This window comes from Bradyrhizobium sp. GCM10028915, assembly GCF_042666195.1.
Taxonomy (GTDB): domain Bacteria; phylum Pseudomonadota; class Alphaproteobacteria; order Rhizobiales; family Xanthobacteraceae; genus Bradyrhizobium; species Bradyrhizobium canariense_D.
The window spans coordinates 51,952-75,997 of record NZ_JBHTFN010000009.1 but is presented as its reverse complement, the minus strand read 5'-3'; the positions used below and the strand labels follow the sequence as shown (position 1 = coordinate 75,997).

At 64.0% G+C, this 24,046-nt stretch carries 18 protein-coding genes; 13 read left to right on the top strand and 5 right to left on the bottom strand.

The features are described from left to right. Window positions 1–169: 169 nt before the first annotated feature. Both ACFQX9_RS08105 and ACFQX9_RS08100 read left to right on the top strand, forming a co-directional pair. Window positions 170–1,378: an ABC transporter substrate-binding protein gene (locus tag ACFQX9_RS08105; protein WP_018456938.1), complete on the top strand. Its 1,209-nt coding sequence runs from the start codon at window positions 170–172 to the stop codon at window positions 1,376–1,378. A gap of 193 nt (window positions 1,379–1,571) precedes the next feature. Next, on the top strand, window positions 1,572–2,801 hold the full coding sequence (locus tag ACFQX9_RS08100) for an acyl-CoA dehydrogenase family protein (RefSeq protein WP_377787675.1): 1,230 nt from the start codon (window positions 1,572–1,574) through the stop codon (window positions 2,799–2,801). Window positions 2,802–2,888: 87 nt separating this feature from the next. Here the strand turns inward: ACFQX9_RS08100 and ACFQX9_RS08095 are convergent, their stop codons facing one another. Continuing rightward, window positions 2,889–4,226 (bottom strand): epoxide hydrolase family protein, encoded by a 1,338-nt coding sequence (locus ACFQX9_RS08095; RefSeq protein ID WP_377787672.1) that lies wholly within the window; start codon window positions 4,224–4,226, stop codon window positions 2,889–2,891. Window positions 4,227–4,855: 629 nt separating this feature from the next. Here ACFQX9_RS08095 and ACFQX9_RS08090 point away from each other — a divergent pair. Further along, on the top strand, window positions 4,856–5,347 hold the full coding sequence (locus tag ACFQX9_RS08090) for a septal ring lytic transglycosylase RlpA family protein (protein ID WP_026233268.1): 492 nt from the start codon (window positions 4,856–4,858) through the stop codon (window positions 5,345–5,347). 110 nt (window positions 5,348–5,457) lie between these two features. Here the strand turns inward: ACFQX9_RS08090 and ACFQX9_RS08085 are convergent, their stop codons facing one another. From ACFQX9_RS08085 to ACFQX9_RS08075, 3 genes are all read right to left on the bottom strand, one after another. Next, on the bottom strand, window positions 5,458–7,428 hold the full coding sequence (locus ACFQX9_RS08085) for an AI-2E family transporter (RefSeq protein WP_377787669.1): 1,971 nt from the start codon (window positions 7,426–7,428) through the stop codon (window positions 5,458–5,460). A gap of 103 nt (window positions 7,429–7,531) precedes the next feature. Beyond that, window positions 7,532–7,846 carry a hypothetical protein gene (locus tag ACFQX9_RS08080; protein ID WP_018456931.1) on the bottom strand — a complete coding sequence of 105 codons (315 nt, stop codon included), beginning with the start codon at window positions 7,844–7,846 and terminating at the stop codon, window positions 7,532–7,534. Window positions 7,847–8,265: 419 nt separating this feature from the next. Further along, window positions 8,266–10,005: a methyl-accepting chemotaxis protein gene (locus ACFQX9_RS08075; protein ID WP_247300202.1), complete on the bottom strand. Its 1,740-nt coding sequence runs from the start codon at window positions 10,003–10,005 to the stop codon at window positions 8,266–8,268. A gap of 220 nt (window positions 10,006–10,225) precedes the next feature. Here ACFQX9_RS08075 and ACFQX9_RS08070 point away from each other — a divergent pair, with 220 nt between their 5' ends. From ACFQX9_RS08070 to ACFQX9_RS08055, 4 genes are all read left to right on the top strand, one after another. Continuing rightward, the gene (locus ACFQX9_RS08070; RefSeq protein WP_247300201.1) at window positions 10,226–11,608 is read left to right on the top strand and encodes an ethanolamine ammonia-lyase subunit EutB; all 1,383 of its coding nucleotides are present in this window, start codon (window positions 10,226–10,228) and stop codon (window positions 11,606–11,608) included. 151 nt (window positions 11,609–11,759) lie between these two features. Further along, complete coding sequence (locus ACFQX9_RS08065; protein WP_247300200.1) at window positions 11,760–13,346, top strand: B12-binding domain-containing radical SAM protein; 1,587 nt, start codon at window positions 11,760–11,762, stop codon at window positions 13,344–13,346. 6 nt (window positions 13,347–13,352) lie between these two features. Then, the gene (eutC, locus tag ACFQX9_RS08060) at window positions 13,353–14,138 is read left to right on the top strand and encodes an ethanolamine ammonia-lyase subunit EutC (RefSeq protein ID WP_085362342.1); all 786 of its coding nucleotides are present in this window, start codon (window positions 13,353–13,355) and stop codon (window positions 14,136–14,138) included. A gap of 206 nt (window positions 14,139–14,344) precedes the next feature. Next, a complete protein-coding gene (locus tag ACFQX9_RS08055) occupies window positions 14,345–16,711 on the top strand; it encodes an RND family transporter (protein WP_018456926.1) in 2,367 nt (788 codons plus the stop codon). 121 nt (window positions 16,712–16,832) lie between these two features. On the opposite strand, the gene ACFQX9_RS08050 is transcribed toward ACFQX9_RS08055, so the two are convergent. Continuing rightward, complete coding sequence (locus ACFQX9_RS08050) at window positions 16,833–17,330, bottom strand: hypothetical protein (protein ID WP_018456925.1); 498 nt, start codon at window positions 17,328–17,330, stop codon at window positions 16,833–16,835. 459 nt (window positions 17,331–17,789) lie between these two features. Here ACFQX9_RS08050 and ACFQX9_RS08045 point away from each other — a divergent pair, with 459 nt between their 5' ends. The 6 genes from ACFQX9_RS08045 (at window position 17,790) to ACFQX9_RS08020 (ending at window position 23,973) form a co-directional block, all read left to right on the top strand. Further along, window positions 17,790–18,023, top strand: a complete 234-nt coding sequence (locus ACFQX9_RS08045) for a hypothetical protein (RefSeq protein ID WP_007593627.1) — start codon at window positions 17,790–17,792, stop codon at window positions 18,021–18,023. A 193-nt stretch (window positions 18,024–18,216) separates the two neighbouring features. Then, the gene (gene hpnC, locus ACFQX9_RS08040) at window positions 18,217–19,101 is read left to right on the top strand and encodes a squalene synthase HpnC (RefSeq protein ID WP_018456924.1); all 885 of its coding nucleotides are present in this window, start codon (window positions 18,217–18,219) and stop codon (window positions 19,099–19,101) included. Continuing rightward, window positions 19,091–19,930, top strand: a complete 840-nt coding sequence (hpnD, locus tag ACFQX9_RS08035) for a presqualene diphosphate synthase HpnD (protein ID WP_018456923.1) — start codon at window positions 19,091–19,093, stop codon at window positions 19,928–19,930. The genes hpnC and hpnD overlap by 11 nt, the downstream gene beginning before the upstream one ends. Then, complete coding sequence (gene hpnE / locus ACFQX9_RS08030; RefSeq protein ID WP_085352235.1) at window positions 19,930–21,183, top strand: hydroxysqualene dehydroxylase HpnE; 1,254 nt, start codon at window positions 19,930–19,932, stop codon at window positions 21,181–21,183. Before hpnD ends, hpnE begins: the two co-directional genes overlap by 1 nt. Before the next feature lie 76 nt (window positions 21,184–21,259). Then, window positions 21,260–23,227 (top strand): squalene--hopene cyclase, encoded by a 1,968-nt coding sequence (gene shc, locus ACFQX9_RS08025; RefSeq protein WP_377787664.1) that lies wholly within the window; start codon window positions 21,260–21,262, stop codon window positions 23,225–23,227. Then, on the top strand, window positions 23,224–23,973 hold the full coding sequence (locus ACFQX9_RS08020) for a phosphorylase (protein WP_377787661.1): 750 nt from the start codon (window positions 23,224–23,226) through the stop codon (window positions 23,971–23,973). The genes shc and ACFQX9_RS08020 overlap by 4 nt, the downstream gene beginning before the upstream one ends. The last annotated feature ends 73 nt before the right edge of the window (window positions 23,974–24,046 follow it).

The window sequence follows — 24,046 nt, the reverse complement described above, 5'->3', positions numbered from 1 at the left end:
CGGTCTCGATTTGCGTCAATGGTGCTGCCCGCGAGGGCGGCTGTGCACCGGCTGATCAGCAACTCGACGCAAGACCGCCTTGCGGAACTCCGCTGATCTGACGTGCTGGCAAGAAGCAGCACGCCGCGCGCCTTCCGAGTCGCGCGGCGATCATCACCGGGGAGAAACCATGAAAGCCGCTTTGGTCCTGGCTGCAGCCTTGGCTGCCTGCCTGTCCACGCCTGTCTCCGCGCAGAAATCCTACGGTCCCGGCATCAGCGACACCGAGATCAAGATCGGCAACACCATGCCCTATAGCGGTCCCGCTTCGCCGCTCGGCATCACCGGCAGGGTGATCTCGGCCTATTTCGACGAGGTCAACGAGAAGGGCGGCATCAACGGCCGCAAGCTCAATCTCCTGTCGCTCGACGACGCCTTCTCGCCGCCGAAGACCATGGAAGCGGCGCGGCGGCTGGTCGAGGGCGACGGCGTCGCCTTCATCTTCGCGACCATGGGCACCGCGCCGAGCTCGGCGATCGCGAAATATCTCAACAGCAACAAGGTGCCGCAGCTGTTTCTGATCAGCTCGGCCTCGAAGTGGAACGACCCCGCCAACATGCCCTGGTCGATGGCGCTGCCGTGGGCGCCGAACTACACCAGCGAGGCCGCCATCGACGTCGCCTATGCCCGCGCCAAGAACCCGAACGCGCGGTTCGCGGTGCTCTATCAGAACGACGACGCCGGCAAGGAATATCTGCGCGGCGTCAAGGAAGCGCTTGGTGCCGACGCGGACAAGGCGATCGCGATGGCGTCGAGCTTCGAGGTCGCCGACCCCACCGTCGATTCCCAGGTGCTGACGCTCGCCAACACCAAGGCCGACGTGTTCATGATCTATTCGGTGACGCCGCGCGCCTGCGCCCAGGCGATTCGGAAAGCGCATGAGGTCGGCTGGCAGGCGACGCGCTTCCTCGCCTCGGGCTGTGCCAACAAGGCGACCGTGATGGTCCCGGCCGGCCTCGATGCCGGCAAGGGCGTGCTCTCGCTCGGCTCGCTCAAGCCGTTCGTCGAGGCGCCGAAGGACGATCCGGCGATGACGGCCTATATCGACTTCATGAAGAAGCGCCTGCCCAATGCCGACGTCAACAACGTCGCGGGTCTCTACGGCTACACCGTCGCCGAGGCATTGGTGGTCTTGCTGAAGCAGTGCAAGGACAATCTGACGCGCGAGAACATCATGGCGCAGGCGGCCAATTTGAAGAACGTGCCGCTATCGCTACTGATGCCCGGCATCACCCTCAACACCACGCCGCAGGATTTCCGCCCGATCAAGGACGGCTATATGCTCCAGTTCAACGGCAACGACTGGATCGTCGCCAGCGAGCTGCTGCGCGGCACGTGAGGGGCACGCGAGCGGCAGCATAGACAGTGCACCCTCTCCCCTTGCGGGAGAGGGTGGATCGCCGCGAAGCGGCGAGCCGGGTGAGGGTATCTCTCCGCGAGTCGTCTCTACATTTGAACTCGCGGATACAACCCCTGATCCGGCGCTTCGCGCCACCTTCTCCCACAAGGGGAGAAGGGAACAGGAGACCCCCATGGACTTTCACCATTCCGAACGTTCGCTGGAGCTGCAGGAGCGCGTCCGCCGGTTCATGCGGACGCATGTCGAGCCGGTCGAGGAGCTCTATTACGAGCAGGTGAAGCCGGAAGCGACACGCTACAGGACGCCGCAGATCCTTCAGGACCTGAAGCGGCTGGCGCGCGAGCAGGGGCTCTGGAACCTGTTCCTCTCCGGCGAGCACGGCCAGGATCCCAACAACACTGGCTTGACCAATCTCGAATACGCGCCGGTGAAGGAGATCATGGGCCGCATCCTCTGGGCGCCGGAGGTGTTCAATTGCTCGGCGCCCGACGTCGGCAACATGGAGGTGCTGGCCAATTACGGTACGCCGGCGCAGCAGGAGCGCTGGCTGAAGCCACTCCTGGAGGGGCGCATCCGCTCCGGCTTCTCGATGACGGAGCCGCAGGTTGCCTCCAGCGATGCCACCAACATCCAGTGCGAGATCAGGCGCGACGGCGGCGACTACGTCATCAACGGCCGCAAATGGTTCACCTCGGGCGCGATGAACGAGGATTGCGAGATCCTGATCGTGATGGGCAAGACCGCGCCCGACGATCCCGATCGCCACCGCCAGCAATCCATGATCCTGGTGCCGAGAGCGACGCCCGGCGTGCGCATCGTCCGCGACATGCTGACCTACGGCTATGACGACGCGCCGGTCGGCCATCCCGAGATCGTCTACGAGAACGTTCGCGTGCCCGCGGAGAACATCCTGCTCGGCGAGGGCCGCGGCTTCGAGATCGCGCAAGGCAGGCTCGGCCCCGGCCGTATCCACCATTGTATGCGGCTGATCGGCTGCGCCCAGCGCGCGCTCGAATTGATGTGTCAGCGCGCGGTCTCCCGCACGGCCTTCGGCAAGCCGCTCGCAGAACAGGGCTCGGTGCGTGAGGACATCGCGCACTCATTCTGCGAGATCGCGCAGGCGCGGCTCTTGACGCTGCAAGCCGCCGACAGGATGGACCGCGAGGGCAACAAGATCGCGCGCGACCTGATTGCGGCCGCCAAGATCGTGGTGCCCAGCATGGCCGCCCGCGTTATCGACCGCGCCATCCAGATCCACGGCGCTGCCGGCGTCTCGCAGGACACGTTCCTGGCGCGTGCTTACGTCTACGCCCGCTTCATCCGCATCGGCGACGGACCGGATCAGGTGCATCTGGCCGCGGTGGGGAAGGAGCTGATCAAGCGTGGCGGGGTGATGGGCTAGCAAACGCCATCACTGACGGCCCCATTTCTTCTTTCCCGCGCAAAGCAAGGCGGCATGAACACCTTGCCGGCGGCGCCTTGACCACCGTCACTGGACCAGATGTGCGGGCCGAAGGGGCCTGAATGCGGCGCGCAGCTCGGCGGAGAAAAGCGCCGGCTGCTCCCAGGCAGCAAAATGACCGCCTTTGTCGACCTCGTGGAAGTAGGTCAGGTTGCGATAGGCGCGCCGGGCCCACGTCTCCGGGGCTTGATAGCTCTCGCCCGGGAAGACCGTGATGGCCACCGGCAGTGAGATCTCCGCAGTCTTCTCCGGACCTGCAAGGGCGGGACTGCGCCCGCTATATTCCCAGTAAAGTCGCGCCGAGGAGGTGGCGCTGTTCGTCAACCAGTACAGCGTGATGTCGTCCAGCACCTCGTCGCGGGATTTTTCGGAGTCGGTGTCGTCGAACTTCCAATGCGAGAAGCCGGGATGTCCGAGCATCCAGGCTGCCAGGCCCGCGGGAGAATCCGTCAAGCCGTAGCCGATCGTTTGCGGCCTCGTTCCCATCATCAGCGCGTAGGACCGGTTGCCCATCTTGCCGGCCGCACTGAATGCATCGAACGCCGCGCGTTCCTTGGCGGAGAGGTCTGCCGGAGCAGGCCCGCCGGCCGCGAGGATCGTGGCGATATCGGGCGGGACGATCGCCGGCAAGTTGATATGGATGCCGAGCAAGCCTGCCGGCGCCAGCCGTGCCATCGCACTCGAGACCGGCGAGCCCCAGTCGCCGCCCTGCGCGACATAGTGGGTGTAGCCCAGGCGCTTCATCAGTTCCGCCCAGATGCGCGCTGTGTGGTCGGGACCCCAACCGGTATCGACCGGCTTGCCGGAGAAGCCATAGCCGGGCATCGAGGGGATCACGACGTCGAACGCGTCCTCGGGCCGGCCCGCATGGGCCGTTGGATCGGTGAGTGGATCGATCAGCTTGAGCTGCTCGAATACCGATCCCGGCCAGCCATGGGTTATGACGACAGGCAGGGCATTGGGATGTTTGGAGCGGACATGAATGAAGTGGATGTCGATGCCGTCGATGTTGGTCATGAACTGCGGAAGTCGATTCATCTTCGCTTCGATCTTTCGCCAGTCGTAGGCCGTCCCCCAATAGTTGAGGAGGGACTGGAGCTTCGCCAGCGGGATACCTTGGGAGTGATCGGAAACAGTCTCGCGATCGGGCCATCGCGTCGCCAACACGCGCCGCCGAAGCTCGACCAAGTCCTCCTCCGGCACGGCAATGTGGAAGGGGCGAATTGTGCTTTCGCCCGCGGCCGCCGCTCCACGCAGCGGAAACACGCTCGTGGAAATCACCGCTGCAATTCCAACCGCTGCCGTGCTCAAAAGCGCGCGCCGGCTTCTGTCGATGGTGTTCTCGGAATTGTATGGTATCGGCATAGGACACCTTCCTGGCTTCAGGCGATCGGAGCCTGCGGAGCAGGGCAGTCCTTCGTCTGGCTCTGCAACATGGCTCGGAAGCCGGTCAATAGCTCGTTAAGGCTTGTTAGATGCTGTGAGCAGTTGCGACTGATGCAGGGGCAAGGTGAAGAAAGACAAGTTCAGCAGTTCTGTCCCTTGTCCCCCGACAAGGACGGAGTAGACAAGCTGATCGGATCTGTGCGTCGGCTCCTTGTCCATGAACGCATTCAGCAGCGGGCCTTGCTGCGCGAGGACATTGCAAACTCCCTCTGTGACATCGCGCAAGCAAGCCTTCTCACGCAGGTGGCAGCCTCCGTCGCTGCGATGATCGCTTCTGCGAAAACCCGCCGATGAGAATGAAAACACGGTCAGGCGGGCGAGCGCACCGATTATCCTGATTGGTCGCGCTATGAGAGTCATGTCGCGCTATTTCGCCGCGGCTCTCGTCGTCATGCTGTTGACGCAATGTCTGTCTTAGACGGCGACAACTAAAACACGGTGCTGGAACTGTTGCGGTTCCTCCAACGGTTCCGGAGCCAGGGGTTGGCTCGACCCGCAAAACGATTTGCGGCATCGGAACTGAACAATCGAAAATCACAGGAGATATAATGGGGTTCCGATCGAGCGCCGCAATTTGCGGCGCCATGATTGCGCTTGCCGTTTCCGTTTCTGTAGCGCGATGTGAAGCTGGTGGGGTTCACTCAAACGCTGTCGACGATGCCGCTTCCGGGGAAGCGATCGTTGGCGCGGCATCCATGTACAATCCGTTCAAGCCGGGCAAAGAGGAGGGCGGCCCGAAGACGGCTTCCGGCGAGCGCTATGATCCCTCGGTGTGGTCGGCTGCCATCAAGACGAGCTTGCGTAAGAAATTCGGTGGGGTCCAATTTGGCGCGAAGCCGAAATACGCCCTCGTCGAGGCCGTCGGCAAGAAGGTCATCGTCAGGATAAATGACGTGGGACCGCTAAGGCCTGGCCGCATCATCGACTTCAATGAGCGGACGATGCGCCATTTCGATCCGAGCCTGGAGCGCGGGGTCATTCCTGACGTAAAAGTCCGACCGCTTGCCGGCGGCGATTGGACCCCCGGACCGGTTGGCTGAACGTCGCACCAGAAGGTCGCGCAGTACGACCGAAGGTCCCGACGCCATCGCCATGATGACATCACGGTTTGCTGCGCGCCCGCAGCAGCCATGTCTACGCGTCTAAACTACTAAGCGGCCGTGATCTTCGAAATCTGGCCTTCGGCTCCTGTGCCAAGGCCATCCACACCTGTCGCCTCTATGCAGAGTTTAAGCGCTCCGCCCAGAGTTGCAGCAGCCAGATCCGCCTTGGCACCTTCCCGCAGGCTTTCCAGCGCCGCTGGCTCGATGTCCTTCATCCAGCAACCCAGAATGATTGTGGCCTTCGGCAATTTACGGCGAAGCCGTCGCACCGAGTAACGCATATGGGCAGGGCTGCTTGCATCCATATAGACGAGGCAGACAATGGCGACCCCGTCGGTCTCCAGCCGGAAGATATTCGCCGTCGACAACGCTTCCGCTGCCTCGACTCTGGCCGACAAGCCATGCGCGCCGGTCAGTTGAGCCAGCATGATCGCAGCGGCTTCGTCGATCGGATTTCGCCCGGCCACACAGAGGACGGGATGTTCGCCTTGCCATCCAGCGGGCAAGTCCTCCTTGCGCAGAACCCGCAGACTCTCATAAGGCGCGTCCTCAGCCACGCCTTCTATGGCAGATGTAGCTTCGACATCTGTTGTCGGGCCGACCTTCGGCGGCAGACGCTCATCCTGCTCCGAAATGTTATTGGCAAATTCCTGGACCGCATCCCTGATTTTGGTCAGCCGGTCGGGAGCCAGAGCGCCGCGCTCGGCATCCACTTGAGCCAGTTGCAGTCCTCGCAGGGCGACTTCGTCGTAATAGGAGCTAAGAGATCGCTCCTTCAAGAACTCCTCGGCTTTTGCCGATGCTTCTGTCGGATCGCCGGCGAGCATCCGCTGATAGAATATCTCGGGCGGAGAGAGTGCTGGTCGGTCTCCAAACATGACGTCCAGGAACTCCAGCCGCTCGACATGGCGGCCCAGTACGACGAGACACACCGTGAGTGGTGTCGCCAGAACGAGGCCGATCGGACCCCAGAGCGCCGTCCAGAACGTCGCAGAAGCCACAACGGCCACCGGCGACAGTCCCGTGCTGTGTCCATAGACCATCGGCTCCAGCACATGGCCGACGACGGGCTCCACCACCACGAACAGCGCGATCGTCCAAAGCAGCATCGTCCAGGTTGGATCGACCGCGACCGCGAGAGCGAGAGGAAAGGCGGCGGCGATGACCGCCCCGATGTAAGGCACGAAGCGCAGCACTGCTGCCAGAATACCCCACAGGATCGCGCTTGGAACGCCGATCAGCCAGAGACCCGTTCCGATGATGATGCCGAAGCTGCCGTTCACGAGAAGCTGGATAAGGAAAAGCCGGCTGAGGCGGCTCGCCGCGTCATCAAGGGCAGCCGTGGTGCGCTGCAGGTCATCCGAACCGGCCAGCCTGATCAGACGATTACGAAGATCCTCGCGTTGAAGCAAAATGAAGATCACGAATATGACGATGATCCCGGTCGTTGCGAGCGGATGAAGCAAGGGTGAAATCAGCGTTTGCAAGCTCTCCAGCGCGCCGGGATCGGGCTGAAGCACTTCCACAGGAACGGGCCTCGGCGCGGCCGCTTTCGGAGCTGCTATGGTGCCCAACGAATTCGCGGCCTCCTTGGGCTTGTCGAGTTCTTTGCTGAGGTCCTTCAACATGCTCGAAGCCCGCTCGAGCGTGCCTCGACCAGCGGTGGTCTCACGGAAGGATTGGATCTTCTCGCTTATTGTGGACTGATATCGCGGCAAATCGCCAGCCAGCTGCGTGAGTTGGGTAGCAAGGAGACTGCCCATCGCAAATATGAATGCGAAGGCGATCACGACCACGCTCACCACAGCCAAACTGCGTGGAATGCGCAGACGCTGAACCAGTCGAACCAGGGGCGCCAGCACGAAGCTGAGCAAGACGGCCAGCGCTATGGGGATGATGATCTCGCGACCATAATACAGCACCATGACAATGATCGCGGCGAGAATGGCCATCGCCACGGCGCTCAATAGCGAAATCAATTCTTCCGGTGTTCGTGCTTTGAATGGCTGCCTGATCACAGCTCCTCGCTAGGCCGGGAAAAGCGGCGAGTTTGTTGACGTCCAGTGAGTTCAAAAAAGCCGCGGATTGCTCCGCGGCTTTTGCATTCACAGGATTCGTATCTCAGTAGCGGTCGGTGCCGATCCCGACGCTCACGCCGGGAGCGCGGAAGCCGATGCCGCTGCGCTCTTCATAGCCGCGCCGCTCGATGTAGCGCTCGCGAGGCGCATATCCGTAGGAATCGCGCCCTTCGCGGATGATGACACGGCGTTCGCCGCGCTCACGCCAGCAACGACCGTCTTCGTTGCAGACCATGCGCACGTTCTGAATGTTGCTGTCCGGAGCGACAGACAGGGTGGGAGACAGCGGGGCTGCAGCAGCGGCGGTCACGAGAAGGGTACTTGCTGCGGCCGCCAGAGCGGCTGTGAAAAATTTCATCGTGTTTCTCCCAAATGTGATGTGTCAGTGAGGCAATAGACTGGGAACCCAATGGTTCCATGGCTGAACAGATATCGTCAGCTGCCGCCATTCTGTTCGCAGGCATTCCCTGCCCGAAAGACAGGTGAACTCGCCATGATTGGCGATCATGACCTGGAAGATGGGATTGCGGAGAGAGGCATCGCGCGGTCTATGTGAAGATCGGCTTCGAGATCCTGCCGGCCCAGCGCGGAAAGCTCCAACATTGACATCATGCTCCTGTTTTGCCCGACGGAGCAAGTAGATTCGTCAAATCCGCAGAGGATCGGGGCGGTGGCCAAGCCATTGAAATCGCTGTCCCCGGCTACTGTGCATGGGGTTGTTTTCGCGTTTTTGATGGAGCGATCCCACCGCCGGCTCTGTTGGCGATGGACGTGCGGCTACCCGGCCTTGGCGATGCGGCCGTCCGCCGCGCCCGAGCGCAGGTTCTGGAAGAACTTCTCCACCTCGCACGACAGCGTCTCCGCCGTCTCGGTCACGCTGCTCGCAGCCCTCAGCACCGAGGAGGCCGCAGTATCGGTCTCGCCGATGGCGTCGCGGAGCGAGCTGATGTTGGCGACGAGGGTCTCGTTGCCTTGGGCAGCCGATTGCGCGTTGGACGAGATCTCGCGCGTGGCGGCGTCCTGCTGGCCGATGGCGCCGGCGATCGCCGAGGTGACGTCGTTGATCTCGCGCACCGCGCCGCCGATCTCGCGGACGGCGTCGACCGCGTTGCGGGTGGAGGACTGGATCATCGAGACGTTTTCGCTGATGTCGGCGGTCGCTTTCGCGGTCTGCCCCGCGAGCGCCTTCACTTCGTGTGCGACGACGGCAAAGCCGCGGCCAGCATCGCCCGCGCGCGCCGCTTCGATGGTGGCATTGAGCGCGAGCAGATTGGTCTGCTCGGCGATCGCCTGGATCAGGCTGAGCACGCCGTCGATGCGTTGCGTGGCGGCCGCCAGGCTCTCGATCTCGGCAATCGATTTCTCGGTGCGCTGCCCGGTCTGCTCGACCGCGCTGGCGGATTGCCGCACCTGCCGGCCGATCTCCACCACCGACGCAGACAGCTCCTCGGCCGCGCCTGCCACCGCCGTGACGTTGTGCGATGCCTGTTCGGTGGCGTTCGCCGCCGTGCCGGCGCGACTGCTCGCGTCCGCGGTGACGCGGGTGATGGTCTGCGCCGTCTCGCGCATGACGGAGGCGTTGTCGCTGAGGCCGCGCATGATCGCGCCGATCGCCTCGCGAAACGCGTCGACGGATTGCTCGATGTGGCGGGCGCGCTCCTCGCGCGCGGCGGAGTCCTGCGAGACCTGCGAGGCGAGGTTGCGGTTGCGCCCCATCGCGTCCTGGAAGATCTGGATCGCGCGCGCCAGTGCGCCGATCTCGTCGGCGCGGTCAGAGTGGGGCACCACGACGTTCTCGGCGCCGTCAGCGACCTGCTTGATGGTCGCGGTGATGGCGGAGAGCGGGCGTGCGATCGAGCGGGCGATGATGACGATGCCGATCACGACGAGGGCGAGCGCCACGCCGGCGAGGCAGGTCAGGACGAAGGACAGGATGCGATTGGTCTCGGTCTCGTGCGCGATTTGCCTCGCGCGCTCGGAATAGACTTTGGACAGCGCCTCGAGATCCTTGTTCAGCGCCGAGCGCACGGCGCGGTTGGCGTCGTTGTCGCCCCATTCGCGGCCCGCGGCCGCATTGATCTCGACGCCGCGGCGCACCAGCTCCTTGCGAAACTCGACGAACTGCTCGATGCGCTTCTTGAAGGTGGCGAACTGCTCGGCATCGTCAGCCTTGACGATGGTCTCCCAGCGCTTCACGACGTCGAGGATCTGGGCGTTGAACTTGAGCAGGCCCTCGCCGTATTTCTTCACCACGGCCGGTTCGGTCGACATGTAGACGCCGCGCGATTCCATCACGACCGCATAGACCAGCGAGTTGACCCGCTCAACGTTCAGCGCGGCGGCGTTCGCGGTCTCGATCGCGGTGGTCAGCTCGGCACCGCGGCGGCTGTTGTAGTCGGACAGCATCGCGATCGCGGCCGTGAGCAGCGCGAACAGCGCGAAGATCGCGTAGAGCTTGTTGGCAAGCGTGAAGCGGCCGGCGAGGCCGGCGGCATTCCCAGATTGGTCGGTTTTCATGGTTTCAGGGGCCCGAATGGCCGGGAGCGGCCGGAGAGCGCGGTCGTAACAAATCGATGCAAAACTATGCAGAATGAAGATGGACGCAGCGTTAACGCCGGGTTTGGCCTCCTTCGCCCTCGGTCGAAAGAAAGGTCGATATTTCAGCGTCTTGATCTGAAGGTATAGTCTTGGGATTGCCCTGGAGTCGGCCTTTGGCCGACGAACCCCGGAGAGACCCTTGGTCTACCGCCACACCATCGACGCCACGACGTACGCATTCCCTGATCTGCGCGATCTGCTCGCCAAGGCGACGCCGCCGCGCTCCGGCGACCGGCTGGCCGGGATCGCCGCCGCCAGTGCCGAACAGATGATCGCGGCGCGGATGGTGCTGGCCGACGTCCCTCTCGGGCAGTTCTTACAGGAAGCCGTCATCCCCTATGAGACCGACGAGGTCACCCGCCTCGTTATCGACAGCCACGACGCCAAGGCGTTCGCGCCGGTGGCTTCGCTGACGGTCGGCGCCTTTCGCGACTGGCTGCTATCGGACGCCGCGACGCCCGAAATCTTGCGCAAGCTGGCCGGCGGCATCACTCCGGAGATGGCCGCCGCGGTCTCGAAGCTGATGCGCAACCAGGATTTGATCCTGGCGGCGCGGAAATGCGAGGTCACCACCGCTTTCCGCAACACCATCGGCCTGAAGGGCCGGATGAGCACCCGGCTCCAGCCCAACCATCCCTTCGACGACGCCAGGGGCATCACCGCCTCCATCCTCGACGGCATCCTGCTCGGCGCCGGCGATGCCTGCATCGGCATCAACCCGGCGAGCGACGACCCGGCCGTGATCGGCCAATTGCTGCGGCTGCTCGACGAGGTCATCGCGCGGCTCAAGATCCCGACCCAAGGATGCGTGCTGACCCATGTCACCACGACATTGTCGCTGATCGGGCAGGGGGCGCCGGTCGACCTCGTGTTCCAGTCGGTCGCCGGCACCGAGGCCGCCAACCGCAGTTTCGGCGTCAACCTCGCGCTCCTCAAGGAGGCCCAAGAGGCCGGGCTGTCGCAGAAGCGCGGCACGGTCGGGCAGAACGTGATGTATTTCGAGACCGGGCAGGGCTCGGCGCTATCGGCCAATGCCCATCACGGCGTCGACCAGCAGACCTGCGAGGCCCGCGCCTATGCGGTGGCCCGCGCCTTTGCGCCCCTCCTGGTCAACAGCGTGGTCGGCTTCATCGGCCCGGAATATCTCTACGACGGCAAGGAAATCATCCGGGCGGGGCTGGAGGATCACTTTTGCGGCAAGCTGCTCGGCCTGCCGCTTGGGATCGACATCTGCTACACCAACCACGCCGAGGCGGACCAGGACGACATGGACAATCTGCTGACGCTGCTTGCGGCGGCCGGCGTCACCTTCATCATGGGTGTCCCCGGCGCCGATGACGTCATGCTGAACTATCAATCCACGTCTTTTCACGACGCGCTCTATGTCCGCGACGTCTTCGGATTGCGTCGTGCGCCGGAATTCGACGACTGGCTGGCGCAGTCGGGCATTGCGGGCGCTGACTTCCGTCTTGCCGGCGATGCAGGCCTGCTGCCCGATTTTGCCTCACGGTTGATCGCGTGACGTGGCGGAAGCACCCGGTGGCCCGAGGAAACCATTGGTGCCCAAGGGAATTAAGCTCTGCCACAATATTGAGAAATTCCGGCGGCAGCATTACGCTATGTAGCTGTCTGGCAATTTCCGCAGCTAAGTCGAGCGTGGCGGGGGAGCTTTGATGCGAGCTGAAAGTAACGGGACGTCCCGGCGGATTCTCTGCGTGTTTCCGCGATACACATCCTCGTTCGGGACGTTCGAGCATTCCTACCCCCTGACCGATGGCGTCCGCGCCTTCATGCCGCCGCAGGGACTTTTGCTGCTCGCGGCCTATCTGCCCAGGGAATGGCAGGTCAAATTCGTCGACGAGAACCTTCGCCGTACGACCAGAGAAGAGTTCGAATGGGCCGAGGCGGTCTTCGTCAGCGGCATGCACATCCAGCGCCAGCAGATGAACGATATCTGCCGCCGCGCCCACGAGTTCGATCTGCCAGTCGCGCTCGGCGGTCCCTCCGTCAGCGCCTGTCCGGACTATTATCCGTCGTTCGACTATCTCCATGTCGGCGAGCTCGGCGATGCCACCAATCAGCTGCTCGAGATCTTGTCGCGCGATACCTCCCGTCCGGAAGCGCAGGTGGTGCTGACCACCAAGGACCGCGTGCCGATGACGGAGTTTCCGATCCCGGCCTACGAGCTCGCCGACGTGAAGAAATACTTCCTCGGCAGCATCCAGTATTCCAGCGGCTGTCCGTATCAGTGCGAGTTCTGCGACATCCCCGGCCTCTATGGCCGCAACCCGCGCCTCAAGTCGCCGGAGCAGATCATCGCCGAACTCGACCGCCTGCGGGAATGCGGCATGACCGACACGGTCTATTTCGTCGACGACAATTTCATCGGCAACCGCAAGGCGGCGCTCGACCTCCTGCCGCATCTGATCGAATGGCAGAAGAGGACCGGCTACATGGTGCGGCTCGCCTGCGAGGCGACGCTCAACATCGCCAAGCGGCCGGAAATCCTCGAGAAGATGCGCGAGGCCTATTTCGTCACCATCTTCTGCGGCATCGAGACGCCCGACCCCGATGCGCTGAAGGCGATGCACAAGGACCACAACATGATGGTCCCGATCCTCGAGGGCGTGCAAACCATCAACTCCTACGGCATGGAGGTCGTGTCCGGCATCATCATGGGGCTCGACACCGACAAGCCGAACACTTCGGAGGCGCTGCTCGCCTTTGTCGAGGAGTCCCGAATTCCGCTGCTCACGATCAACCTGCTTCAGGCGCTGCCGAAGACGCCGCTGTGGGACCGTCTGGAGCGCGAGGGGCGCCTGGTCGAGGACGACGGGCGCGATTCCAATGTTGACTTCCTGTTGCCCTACGACGACGTCGTTGCGTCCTGGAAGCACGCCATGGCCGTCGCCTACGAGCCCGAGAAGGTCTACGGGCGCTTCCAGTATCAATGCGACCACGTTTACGTGCACCGCCTCAAGATGCCAACGCCGGACGAGATGAAGACCTGGACCAACATCAGGCGCGGCCTCGTCATGCTGCGAAACATCTTCTGGAAGGTCGGCGTGCTCGGCGACTACAAGCGCGTGTTCTGGAAGTTCGCGCTGGGCCGCATCAAGCGCGGTGATCTCGAAGGGCTGATCGGCTGCACCCTGATCGCGCACCATCTCATCACTTTTGCGCGGGCGGCCTCGACCGGCCAGCAAAACGCCTCGAACTATTCGATCCGGCTACGCGAGGCCTCCGTCCCCGCCGAATGATGCGACATGTCTGATCCGGCCATCCCGCGTCGTCCGACCCTCGATCTGCGTTCGCTCACGCCCGCGCGCGTGGCGCTGGGGCGCAGCGGCGCGAGCCTGCCGACGCGGGCACTGCTCGATTTCACACTGGACCACGCCCGCGCCCGCGATGCCGTACACGCCGTGTTCGATGCGCCGCGGCTGGTCGCGGATCTCTGCGCGCTTGGCCTCGTCGTCACCGAGGCGAACAGCCGGGCGGTCGACCGCGGGGACTATCTGCGGCGGCCCGATCTGGGCAGACGGCTCGATGCCGGATCAGCCGAGTCCTTGGCGCGGAGCGCCTCGGAGCCGTGCCAACTCGCACTCGTGATTGGCGACGGCCTGTCGGCGGCGGCGGTCCACGCCCATGCGGCCGCGCTGGTGATGCGCCTGCTGCCGTTGCTCGCGGCCGACGATGGTGTCGCGATCGGCCATGTCGTCGTCGCCTCAGGCGCGCGCGTCGCGCTCGGCGACGAGATCGGCGCCATTCTCGGCGCGCGCATGGTCGTGATGCTGATCGGCGAGCGGCCGGGCCTGTCGGCGCCCGACAGTCTCGGCGCCTATCTGACGTTCGCCCCGAAGCCGGGCCGTACCGATGCCGAGCGCAATTGCGTGTCGAACATCCACAAGGCCGGGTTGAGCTATGACGAGGCTGCCTTCAAGATCGCCTGGCTGGTCCGCGAGGGGCTCGCGCGGGAAGTGAGCGGTGTGGCGCTGAAGGACGAGAGCGCAGACCGGGCGCCGCGTCGAATTGGCACGGCTTTGCCCGGATGAAGGGCATTAAGGCAAAATCGCCACATCTTGATCGATTCGGCCACACTCCGCCTGCTTGCGAGAAGGGCGATTGACCTGCTAAACCCCTCGCAGCGATTTTCTGCGCATTTTCAAAGGGCAAGCCTCCCATTGGTATGGCATTTTCAAGCCGTTCGCGGGGCGCGACAAGCTCACAGACCCGAGCCGATTTAGGAACTGGACAAGGCATGCTCGAAAAGCACAGCGAGAGTGAGGTTCATGTCGACAAGGTCGAGCAGGGACCTGCGTCCTCGATCGCCTTCGGGCTGGAGCGCATCGGGCTGATCGCAGTCCGGGCGCCCATCGTCTCCTGCGTCGTCCTGCTCGTGCTGATCGTCGGCGCCGTGTTTGGCATCCACCGGATCAAGATCGACGATTCGCTGTCGCAGCTGTTCCGGTCCAACACGCCGGAATTCCGCCAGTACGAAGCGGTGACCAAGAAGTTCCCGGCCGAGGAATTCGATGTCCTCGTCGTAGTCGAGGGCAAGACCCTGCTGGCCCGGAACAACCTCGAGAAGCTGCGCGACTTCGTCACCGACATGCAGCTGGTCGAGGGTACGCGCGGACTGGTCTCGCTGTTCTCCGCGCGTCAGGCGCCCGCTCCGGGCAAGCTTCCCGCCGCACTGTTCCCGCCCGAGCTGCCCGAGGGCGAGGCCTATGACAAGTTCATCGAGGGCGTCAAAGCCAACGAGATCATCCGCGGCAAGCTGTTGTCCGAGGACGGCACGCTGGCGCTGATCGTGCTGTCGCTCGATCCGGAGGTGGTCGCCTCCAACAAGCTGACCAAGACCGTCGCCGACATCCGCGCGCTGATAAAGGAAGACCTCAGTGACACCGGGCTCAACGTGCAGCTTTCCGGCGTGCCGGTGATGCAGCTCGAGATCCGCAACGCGGTCGAGCGCGACGGGCTCACCTACAACATCCTCGGCATTCTCGCCGGCTGTGTCATCGCCATCATCTTCTTCCGCAAAATCTCGTTCATGGTGGCGGCGGCGTTCCCGCCGATGATCGCGATCCTGCTGGCGCTCGGCGCGCTCGGCTGGGCCAATTTCAATCTCAACATGTTCCTGAACGTGATGACGCCGCTCATCATGGTCATCAGCTTCTCGGACTCGATGCAGCTCACCTTCGCCGCGCGCGACCGGCTGATCGCGGGCCAGGACAAGTTCACCGCATTCAAGAACGCGGTGCTGGTGGTGGGACCGGCCTGCGTGCTGACGCACGGCACCGCAGGCATTTCCTTCATCGCGCTCCAGTTCTCCGACTCCGATCTGATCCGCAAGTTCGGCGAGGCGGGTCTCGCCGCCACCATCATCGCGCTGGTTGCGGTGTTGTCGCTCGTGCCGGTGTTCGGCGTGCTGCTCGTGCGCAACGAGAAGGTCTTTGCGACCAAGTTCCAGAGCGCGGATGCCGGCGTACAAGCGCTGCGTAATTTCTGCTACTGGATCGCGGTGCGCATGGTGGGCCGTCCCGGCCTGTTCAGCCTGATCGCGGTGGTGTTCGTGGCGGGCCTCGGCGTCATCTACGCAAATCTGGAGCCGCGCTACCGGCTCGCCGACCAGGTGCCGGACAAGCGCCAAGCGGTCGCGGCCAGCGACCGGCTCGACGCCAAGCTCACCGGCGCCAACCCGGTCAACGTTCTGATCCAGTTCCCCAAGGGTGAATCGCTCTATTCGCCGGAGACGCTGCAGACCATCGCGGACGTGCACGCGACGGTGGAGAAGGCCGCCGGTGTCGGCAATGTCTGGTCGGTCGAGACCCTGCGCCGCTGGCTCGCGGACAAGGCCGGCAGCGCCGACGTCGCGACCCTGAAGGAATATGTCAGCGTCATTCCGGAGCATCTGGTGCGCCGGTTCATCGATGCCGAGCAGGACGCGGTCGTGGTCGCAGGTCGCGTGCCGGACAAGGATTCCAGCCAGCTCCTGCCGATCGTCGACAAGCTCGATACCGAGCTCGACGCCGTCCGCAAGAAGCATCCCGGCTATGAAGTGGCGGTCACGGGTCTTGCCGCGATTGCCGCGCGCAATTCGGCCGGCATGATCGAGAAGCTCAACCGCGGGCTCACCGTCGAATTCGCGCTGGTCGCGATTTTCATCGGCCTTGCCTTCCGTTCCTGGGTCGTGATGTTCGCCTGCATCCTGCCGGGCATCTTCCCCGTCGTGATGTCGGGAACAGTGCTGTGGGCGATGGACGAGGGACTGCAATTTGCCAGTGTCGTAGCTCTGACCGTTTCGTTCGGCCTGGGCTTAAGCGCCACCATCCACTTCCTCAACCGCCTCAGGCTCGAGAGCAAGCCGGGCGTCGGCTCGGCGCTCGCAGTGGAGCGCGCGACCGTGCTGGTCGGCCCGGCCTTGATCCTGACCACGTTGGTGCTGGCCTGCGGTCTCGTCGTCACGGTGTTCTCCGATCTGCCGTCGCTACGGCTGTTCGGCTGGCTCAGCGCCTTCTCGATGGTGATGGCGCTCGTCGCCGACCTCTTCATCCTGCGGCCGACGGCGATGTGGTTGATCAATCTGCACGCCAAGCTTCAGGGCACCGACAAGCCGGCGATCTGAGCGGCTGCATCCATCGGACACGGAATCGGCGCGGTCCGGACGATTGCGCCGCGCCTCCGAAAAACAACAAGCCCCGGTTCGCGAGAACCGGGGCTTGTCGCTTTCGAAGCGGAAAGAGCTGTCAGCCCTTCGTCATCGTGATGTTGACGCCGCGAATCTCGCCCTTGGATGAGATCTGCACCGTCTGCTTGGTGCCGTTGGTGCGCAGCGACAAATTGGCGGCAAAGCCGTTGGCCTCGACGAACACCTCGATCTGGCCGCCACCGGCAGTGCCTTGGAGATTGCCGAAGATGTTGCGGTTGGTCTCGCTCCAATTGCCGGAGATGCGCTCGCCTTGGCTGGTCACATCGCTGGTGAGGTCGAACTTGTAGCTGTCGGAGGCGCAGTGCAACGCCTGCTTGAGACTGAGACCGGTGCCGGCAACCTTGTAGTCCGCCTTGCAGCGGATGCGCTCGGTCGAGCCGTCGGACAGCGACACCGTACCCGTCCCGGTCCATGCGCCCTCGAAACCTGCAAACGGTCCGGACGACTGAGCCTGACTTGTCGAAACCGAGAAGAGCAGCGCAGCGCCGATGCCGGCCGCCTTGATTGCCAGTTCAGTCCGTCCAAAGAATTTCATCTCAAAATATCCCGTTTAGAACGACGTCCGCTTCTCACAAAGAACGTCTCGCCACATCGAAAGTTTAGTGTTCCGAGCCAGTGACAGGTTCAATGCCCGACTGCCAGAGATGGCAGTTCACGACGCCTTGCGCCATGCTTCCACCTCTCGATTTGTCGTATTTCGGCATGTTTCTTGGTCCCGAGGCGGTATCGAGAGATGCAGCTCTGCAACAGGTGCGCAGCAAAACGCGGCGCACCTGAATTATGACGTAGTATCAGTCTCTTACATTTGCCAGAGAAGACGCAGGGAAGCCCTGATTTGGTGGACGTGGCGCCAATTTGGCCGCATTTGCCAGTGCTTGTGCCTTCTCCGAGGCCGCTCCTCCCGCGGCGACTTGCCATCAGAACAATCCGCTCCGGTCGTCGCCCTGTGCTGTCCGGGATTGGTGCGATTCTGCCGTCAGAATGAAGGAATACAATGCGTAAGCTTCTCGTCGCTCTCACCTTGCTGTCGGCCTCCCTCTCGACCGCAGCGTTCGCCCAGCAAGGGCGCGGCACGGACGCCGAGCAGAAGGCCTGCTCGCGCGATGTGCAGAAGCTCTGCCGTCCGGTCATCGACCAGGGTGATTTCACCATCCTGGCCTGCCTCAAGGAGAACCGGGCCAAGATCTCTCAGGCCTGCGACCAGGTCCTGAAGAACCACAACCAGTAAGCTCGGCCACTGGCCCACAAAAGGCGGCCCCGGGGCCGCCTTTTCGGACCTGATCCGCAAAGGGCAGCCATCGAGAGACAGGATTGGTTTTGCGGCCGTATTCCCCTATATGGGGGCCGCGGCGGCATCGCCCGCACGGGCTCGCGCGAGCGAAAAAGCCCTTCCTGTCCAAACGATTGTAGACCAGCCCTCGATGACCTCTGCGAGCGAATTGCGATCCGGCAAGGGTGAGCGCGACGAGAATTTTCCCGTCGCGTCCTGGATCATTCATCCGCGTCATCGCGCGCTGATCCTGGCGTATTACAATTTCGTCCGCACCGCCGACGACATCGCCGACCACGCCACGCTGCCGCCGGACGAGAAGCTCGCTTATCTCGACCTGCTCGAGGCGGAATTGCTCGGCAAAGGCGACACCCAGGCCGAGGCCGTCAGCCTGCGGCACGCACTGGCCGAACGCGGCATGGCGTCGCGCCACGCGCTCGACGTGCTCATCGCGTTCCGTATGGACGTGACCAAGTTGCGCTACGAGAATTGGGACGAGGTCATCCATTATTGCCGCTACTCGGCGATGCCGGTCGGCCGCTTCATGCTCGACGTCCATGGTGAGAGCACCTCGACCTGGGCCGCGTCAGATGCGCTCTGCGCAGCGCTGCAGATCAACAACCACCTCCAGGATTGCGGCAAGGATTTCCGCGAGCTCAACCGCGTCTATCTGCCGCGCGATGCGCTGGCCGCGAGTGGCGCCTCGGTCGAGCAGCTCGGACTGGCGCAGTCGCCACCGGCGATGCTGGCCTGCCTTCAGGCTCTCGCCGTCCGCAACGAAGCGCTGCTCGCCGAGGGCAGGTCGCTAGCTGCGGAGATCCGGGATTTCCGCCTCGGCGTCGAGGTCTCGGTGATCCAGGCCTATGCCGACCGCATCGTGCGCCTGTTGAAGGTGCGTGATCCCCTGCGCGAGCGCGTGCACCTGAACAAGCTCGAGCTCCTCACCTTCAGCCTCGCCGGCATGATCGGCGAAGTCGGCCGCCGCACGGTCGGACGCAAGGCCATTTCCAGACCGGGGACTGCACATGACGCTTGAGGCGACCTCGCCCGGCGCCAATTATGGCTCGACCGCATCCGGCAGTTCGTTCTACGCCGCGATGCGCATCCTGCCGCACGACCAGCGTGAAGCGATGTTCCAGATCTACAGCTTCTGCCGCCAGGTCGACGACATCGCCGATTCCGATGGCCCGCGCGACGAACGGCTCGCCGCCCTTCAGGCGTGGCGCAACGACATCGATGCGCTCTACCAGGGCAATCCGCCGCCGCGGCTGAAGGACTACGTCACCTCGGTGAAGACCTTCGGCCTCAAGCGCGAGGATTTCCTCGCCATCGTCGACGGCATGGAGATGGACGTGCCGCAGGACATCCGCGCGCCCGACATGGCGACGCTGGATCTCTACTGCGATCGCGTCGCGAGCGCCGTAGGGCGGCTGTCGGTCCGGGTCTTCGGCTTGCCAGAAGAAGACGGCATCGAGCTCGCCCATCATCTCGGCCGCGCGCTCCAGCTCACCAACATCCTGCGCGACATCGACGAGGACGCGGGCCTCGGCCGGCTCTATCTGCCGCGCGAAGCGCTGCTGCATGCCGGCATCACCTCCAACGATCCGGACCGCGTGATCGTCGAGCGCGCGCTGCCGAAGGTCTGCCTGCCACTGGCGCAGCGCGCAAAAGTGTATTTCGAGAAGTCGGACGAGATCATGAACCGCAACCGGCGCCGCGCGGTGCGCGCGCCGCGGATGATGTCGAAATACTATCATGCCATTCTGGATCTCCTGATCGCGCGCGGGTTCAACGCGCCGCGCGAGCCGGTGCGTGTGTCGAAGATCACACGTATCGCCATCCTGCTCCGATACGCTCTCATCTGATGCAAAAAACAGCTCACATCATTGGCGCTGGAATCTCCGGCCTCTCCGTCGCCGTGCGACTTGCCAATGCCGGCTTCAAGGTCGCCGTGCACGAAGCGACGCAGCAGGCCGGCGGCCGTTGCCGTTCCTATTTCGACGGCGCCACCAATCTCACCATCGACAACGGCAACCATCTGCTGCTGTCCGGCAATAGCCATGCGCGCGCCTATGCGCGTTCGATCGGGACCGAGGCGGGCCTCGTCGGTCCGGAGCGCGCGCAGTTTCCCTTCGTCGATCTCAAGACCGGGCAGCGCTGGCAGATCGACCTCGGCGACGGCCGGCTCCCGACCTGGGTGCTCGACGAGAGCCGCCGCGTCCCCGACACTGGGCTGACCGATTATCTGAAGCTGGCGCCGCTGATCTGGGCATCGGAAGAGACGCTGGTCGGCAAGTCAATTCCGTGCGAAGGCGTTCTCTATCAGCGCCTGGTGCAGCCTCTGCTGCTCGCGGCCCTCAACGTCGATCCACCCGAAGGCTCGGCGGGGCTTGCCGGCGCGATCGTGCGCGAAACGCTGCTCGCCGGCGGGCAGGCCTGCCGTCCCCTGATCGCGCGCGACGGGCTCAGCGCGGTACTGATCGAGCCCGCCGTGACGTTCCTGCAGGGGCGCGGGCACAGCGTTCAGCTCGGCCATGAGCTGCGCTCGTTTGCGACCCATGACGGCAAGGTCGGCGCGCTGAATTTCGGCGGCGAGGATGTGATCCAGATCAGCGAAGGCGACGTCGTCGTGATGGCGGTGCCGCCGCGCGCTGCCTCCAACCTGCTGCCGGGCCTGAAGACGCCGACCGAATTCCGCGCCATCGTGAATGCGCATTTCCGCGTCGAGCCGCCGGCGGGATCGGCACCGATCCTCGGCGTGATCGGCGGCGTCGTGGAATGGCTGTTTTCGTTCCCGAACCGGCTGTCCGTCACCATCAGCAACGGCGACCGTCTGGTCGACATGCCGCGCGAGGAACTCGCGCAGGCGATCTGGAACGACGTCTGCAAGGCGGGCGGTGTTTCCGGCGAGCTGCCCCCTTGGCAGATCGTGCGCGAGCGCCGTGCCACATTTGCGGCGACGCCGGCGCAGAATGCCCTGCGTCCAGGGCCGGTCACTGCGCTGAAAAACCTGTTTCTTGCAGGCGATTGGACTGCTACGGGATTGCCTGCAACCATCGAGGGATCGGTCCGATCCGGTGATCGCGCCGCCGATCTGGTTCTGGCCGCCAAGGGATAGTGACAGGCGGCCCTGACGGGCATTTGTCCCAGTCAATTTCGGCCCATTCAATCGACTATCGGAGCAATCGAGCGAGATGGATTCCGTGAACGCGACCAGCCGCGAAGCCCAAGAATTCAGGAACTTGGAATCGAGCATTGCGTCGGCCACCGAAGGCGTCCTCGGCTTCCAGCAACCCGACGGCCATTGGGTGTTCGAGCTCGAGGCAGATTGCACGATTCCGGCCGAATACGTCCTGCTGCGCCATTATCTCGCCGAGCCGGTCGATGCCGTGCTCGAAGCCAAGATCGCCAATTATCTTCGCCGCGTGCAGGGCGCCCATGGCGGCTGGCCGCTGGTGCATGACGGCGAGTTCGACATGAGCGCCAGCGTCAAGGCGTATTTCGCGCTGAAGATGATCGGGGATTCCATCGACGCGCCGCACATGGTGCGTGCGCGCGAGGCGATCCATTCCCGCGGCGGCGCCATTCACAGCAATGTCTTCACGCGCTTCATGCTTGCGATGTTTGGCGTCGTGACCTGGCGCGCGGTACCGGTGCTGCCGATCGAGATCGTGCTGCTGCCGTTCTGGTCGCCGTTCCACATCAACAAGATCTCCTACTGGGCGCGCACCACCATGGTGCCGCTGATGGTCATCGCCGCGCTGAAGCCACGGGCGAAGAATCCCAAGGGCGTCGGCATCGACGAGCTGTTCCTGCAGGATCCGCGCTCGATCGGCATGACCGCCAAGGCGCCGCACCAGAGCATGGCCTGGTTCGTGCTGTTCCGCGCGCTCGACGGCATTTTGCGCGTGGTCGAGCCGATGTTTCCCAAGAGCCTGCGCAAACGCGCCATCGACGCGGCGCTCGCCTTCACCGAGGAGCGGCTGAACGGCGAGGACGGCATGGGCGCGATCTATCCGCCGATGGCCAACATCGTCATGATGTACGACGCGCTCGGCAAGGACGAGACCTATCCGCCGCGTGCGATCACGCGCCGGGGCATCGACAAGCTGCTCGTGATCAAGGACGACGAAGCCTATTGCCAGCCCTGCGTCTCGCCGGTGTGGGACACGACGCTGACCGCCCACGCGCTGCTCGAAGCCGGCGGCGACAAGGCGGTGCCGGCCGCCAAGCAGGGTCTCGACTGGCTGATCCCGAAGCAGGAGCTCGAGGTGAAGGGCGACTGGGCGGTGAAGCGGCCCGACGTACGCCCGGGCGGCTGGGCCTTCCAGTACAACAATGCCCATTATCCCGATCTCGACGACACCGCGGTGGTCGTGATGTCGATGGACCGGATGCGCCGGGAGCACGGTGCGGCCGGCTATGACGCCGCGATCGACCGTGCCCGGGAGTGGATCGAGGGCATGCAGAGCAACGACGGCGGCTGGGCCGCCTTCGACGTCAACAATCTCGAATATTACCTGAACAACATCCCGTTCTCGGACCATGGCGCACTGCTCGATCCGCCGACCGAGGACGTCACCGCGCGCTGCGTCTCGATGCTGGCCCAGCTCGGCGAGACCGCGGAGACCAGCAAGCATGTCGCGGACGGGATCGCCTACCTGCGCAAGACCCAGCACTCCGAAGGGTCCTGGTACGGCCGCTGGGGCATGAACTTCATCTACGGAACCTGGTCGGTGCTGTGCGCCCTCAACATGGCCGGCGTCCGCCATGACGATCCCATGATCCGGAAAGCCGCCGGCTGGCTGGCCTCGATCCAGAACCAGGACGGCGGCTGGGGCGAGGATGCCGTCAGCTACCGGTTGGACTACCGGGGCTGGGAGGCCGCCCCCTCGACCGCCTCGCAAACGGCATGGGCCTTGCTTGCCTTGATGGCTGCTGGCGAGGTTGATCACCCGGCCGTCGCCCGCGGGGTGGAGTACCTGATTGCAACACAGAACGAAAAAGGACTGTGGGACGAACAGCGGTACACCGCCACGGGCTTTCCCCGTGTATTCTATCTACGGTACCATGGTTATCCGAAGTTCTTCCCGCTGTGGGCGTTGGCGCGGTATCGGAACTTGCGGAACACCAACAGCAGGGTGGTAGGGGTCGGAATGTGACTTTGGGGACGGGGGACTATCTTACCGCGGGTCAAACCGTTGATCCGCGGCCGATATTGATCGTGACTGGACTGGTTCAGGAGGCCCGCATCGCGGCCGGGCCTGGCATGGCGGTCATCTGTTCGTCGAGCAGCCCCACCCAGTTGCGGGCGCTGTTGACGGTGCTGGATCCCGAGACGATTCGCGGTGTGATCTCCTTCGGCGTGGCCGGCGGGCTCGACCCGACGCTGCGCTCCGGCGACGTCGTGCTGGCGACCGAGGTGCTCGCGGGCGATACCCGCTGGGCCGCTGGCCTCTCGCTCGGCGACGACCTCATCGACCGCCTGACGTCGGGGCGCCGCCGCGTTGTGCGCGGCAGCCTCGCGGGTGCCGACGAAGTGGTCACGGGGCGCTCCTGCAAGGCGGCGCTGCATTCGGAGACGGGAGCGGCCGCCGTCGACATGGAAAGCCACATCGCGGCGGCCTACGCCGCCGAGGCCGGCTTGCCGTTCGCCGCGGTCCGCGTCATCAGCGATCCCGCCCATCGCGCGCTGCCGGCGCTCGCCCGCGCCGCCATCAAGCCGAATGGCCAGATCGACGTGCTGGCCGTGCTGCGCGGCATCGCGCGCAACCCGACTGCGCTGCACGGACTGGTCTCGACCGGCCTCGACTTCAACCGCGCGCTACGCAGCCTGCGCGGCTGCCGCGACTTCCTGATCGGCACCGAACTGGTCGACAGCGAGGCGCTGGTCTCCGAGGCGGCCTGAGCGGGTTCTGCGATCACTAAAAACAAAAGGCCCGGTCGCCATTGGCGATCGGGCCTTTTCTTGTTGGTGGGAC

Excerpts from the sequence above, each read along its gene's own strand:
- hpnC (WP_018456924.1), top strand. The coding sequence starts at position 18,217 with ATGACCTCTGCGAGCGAATTGCGATCCGGCAAGGGTGAGCGCGACGAG.
- hpnE (WP_085352235.1), top strand. The coding sequence starts at position 19,930 with ATGCAAAAAACAGCTCACATCATTGGCGCTGGAATCTCCGGCCTCTCC.
- ACFQX9_RS08065 (WP_247300200.1), top strand. The coding sequence starts at position 11,760 with ATGCGAGCTGAAAGTAACGGGACGTCCCGGCGGATTCTCTGCGTGTTT.
- ACFQX9_RS08080 (WP_018456931.1), bottom strand. The coding sequence starts at position 7,846 with ATGAAATTTTTCACAGCCGCTCTGGCGGCCGCAGCAAGTACCCTTCTC.
- shc (WP_377787664.1), top strand. The coding sequence starts at position 21,260 with ATGGATTCCGTGAACGCGACCAGCCGCGAAGCCCAAGAATTCAGGAAC.
- ACFQX9_RS08090 (WP_026233268.1), top strand. The coding sequence starts at position 4,856 with ATGGGGTTCCGATCGAGCGCCGCAATTTGCGGCGCCATGATTGCGCTT.
- ACFQX9_RS08100 (WP_377787675.1), top strand. The coding sequence starts at position 1,572 with ATGGACTTTCACCATTCCGAACGTTCGCTGGAGCTGCAGGAGCGCGTC.
- ACFQX9_RS08075 (WP_247300202.1), bottom strand. The coding sequence starts at position 10,005 with ATGAAAACCGACCAATCTGGGAATGCCGCCGGCCTCGCCGGCCGCTTC.
- ACFQX9_RS08050 (WP_018456925.1), bottom strand. The coding sequence starts at position 17,330 with ATGAAATTCTTTGGACGGACTGAACTGGCAATCAAGGCGGCCGGCATC.
- hpnD (WP_018456923.1), top strand. The coding sequence starts at position 19,091 with ATGACGCTTGAGGCGACCTCGCCCGGCGCCAATTATGGCTCGACCGCA.
- eutC (WP_085362342.1), top strand. The coding sequence starts at position 13,353 with ATGTCTGATCCGGCCATCCCGCGTCGTCCGACCCTCGATCTGCGTTCG.
- ACFQX9_RS08105 (WP_018456938.1), top strand. The coding sequence starts at position 170 with ATGAAAGCCGCTTTGGTCCTGGCTGCAGCCTTGGCTGCCTGCCTGTCC.
- ACFQX9_RS08095 (WP_377787672.1), bottom strand. The coding sequence starts at position 4,226 with ATGCCGATACCATACAATTCCGAGAACACCATCGACAGAAGCCGGCGC.
- ACFQX9_RS08045 (WP_007593627.1), top strand. The coding sequence starts at position 17,790 with ATGCGTAAGCTTCTCGTCGCTCTCACCTTGCTGTCGGCCTCCCTCTCG.
- ACFQX9_RS08055 (WP_018456926.1), top strand. The coding sequence starts at position 14,345 with ATGCTCGAAAAGCACAGCGAGAGTGAGGTTCATGTCGACAAGGTCGAG.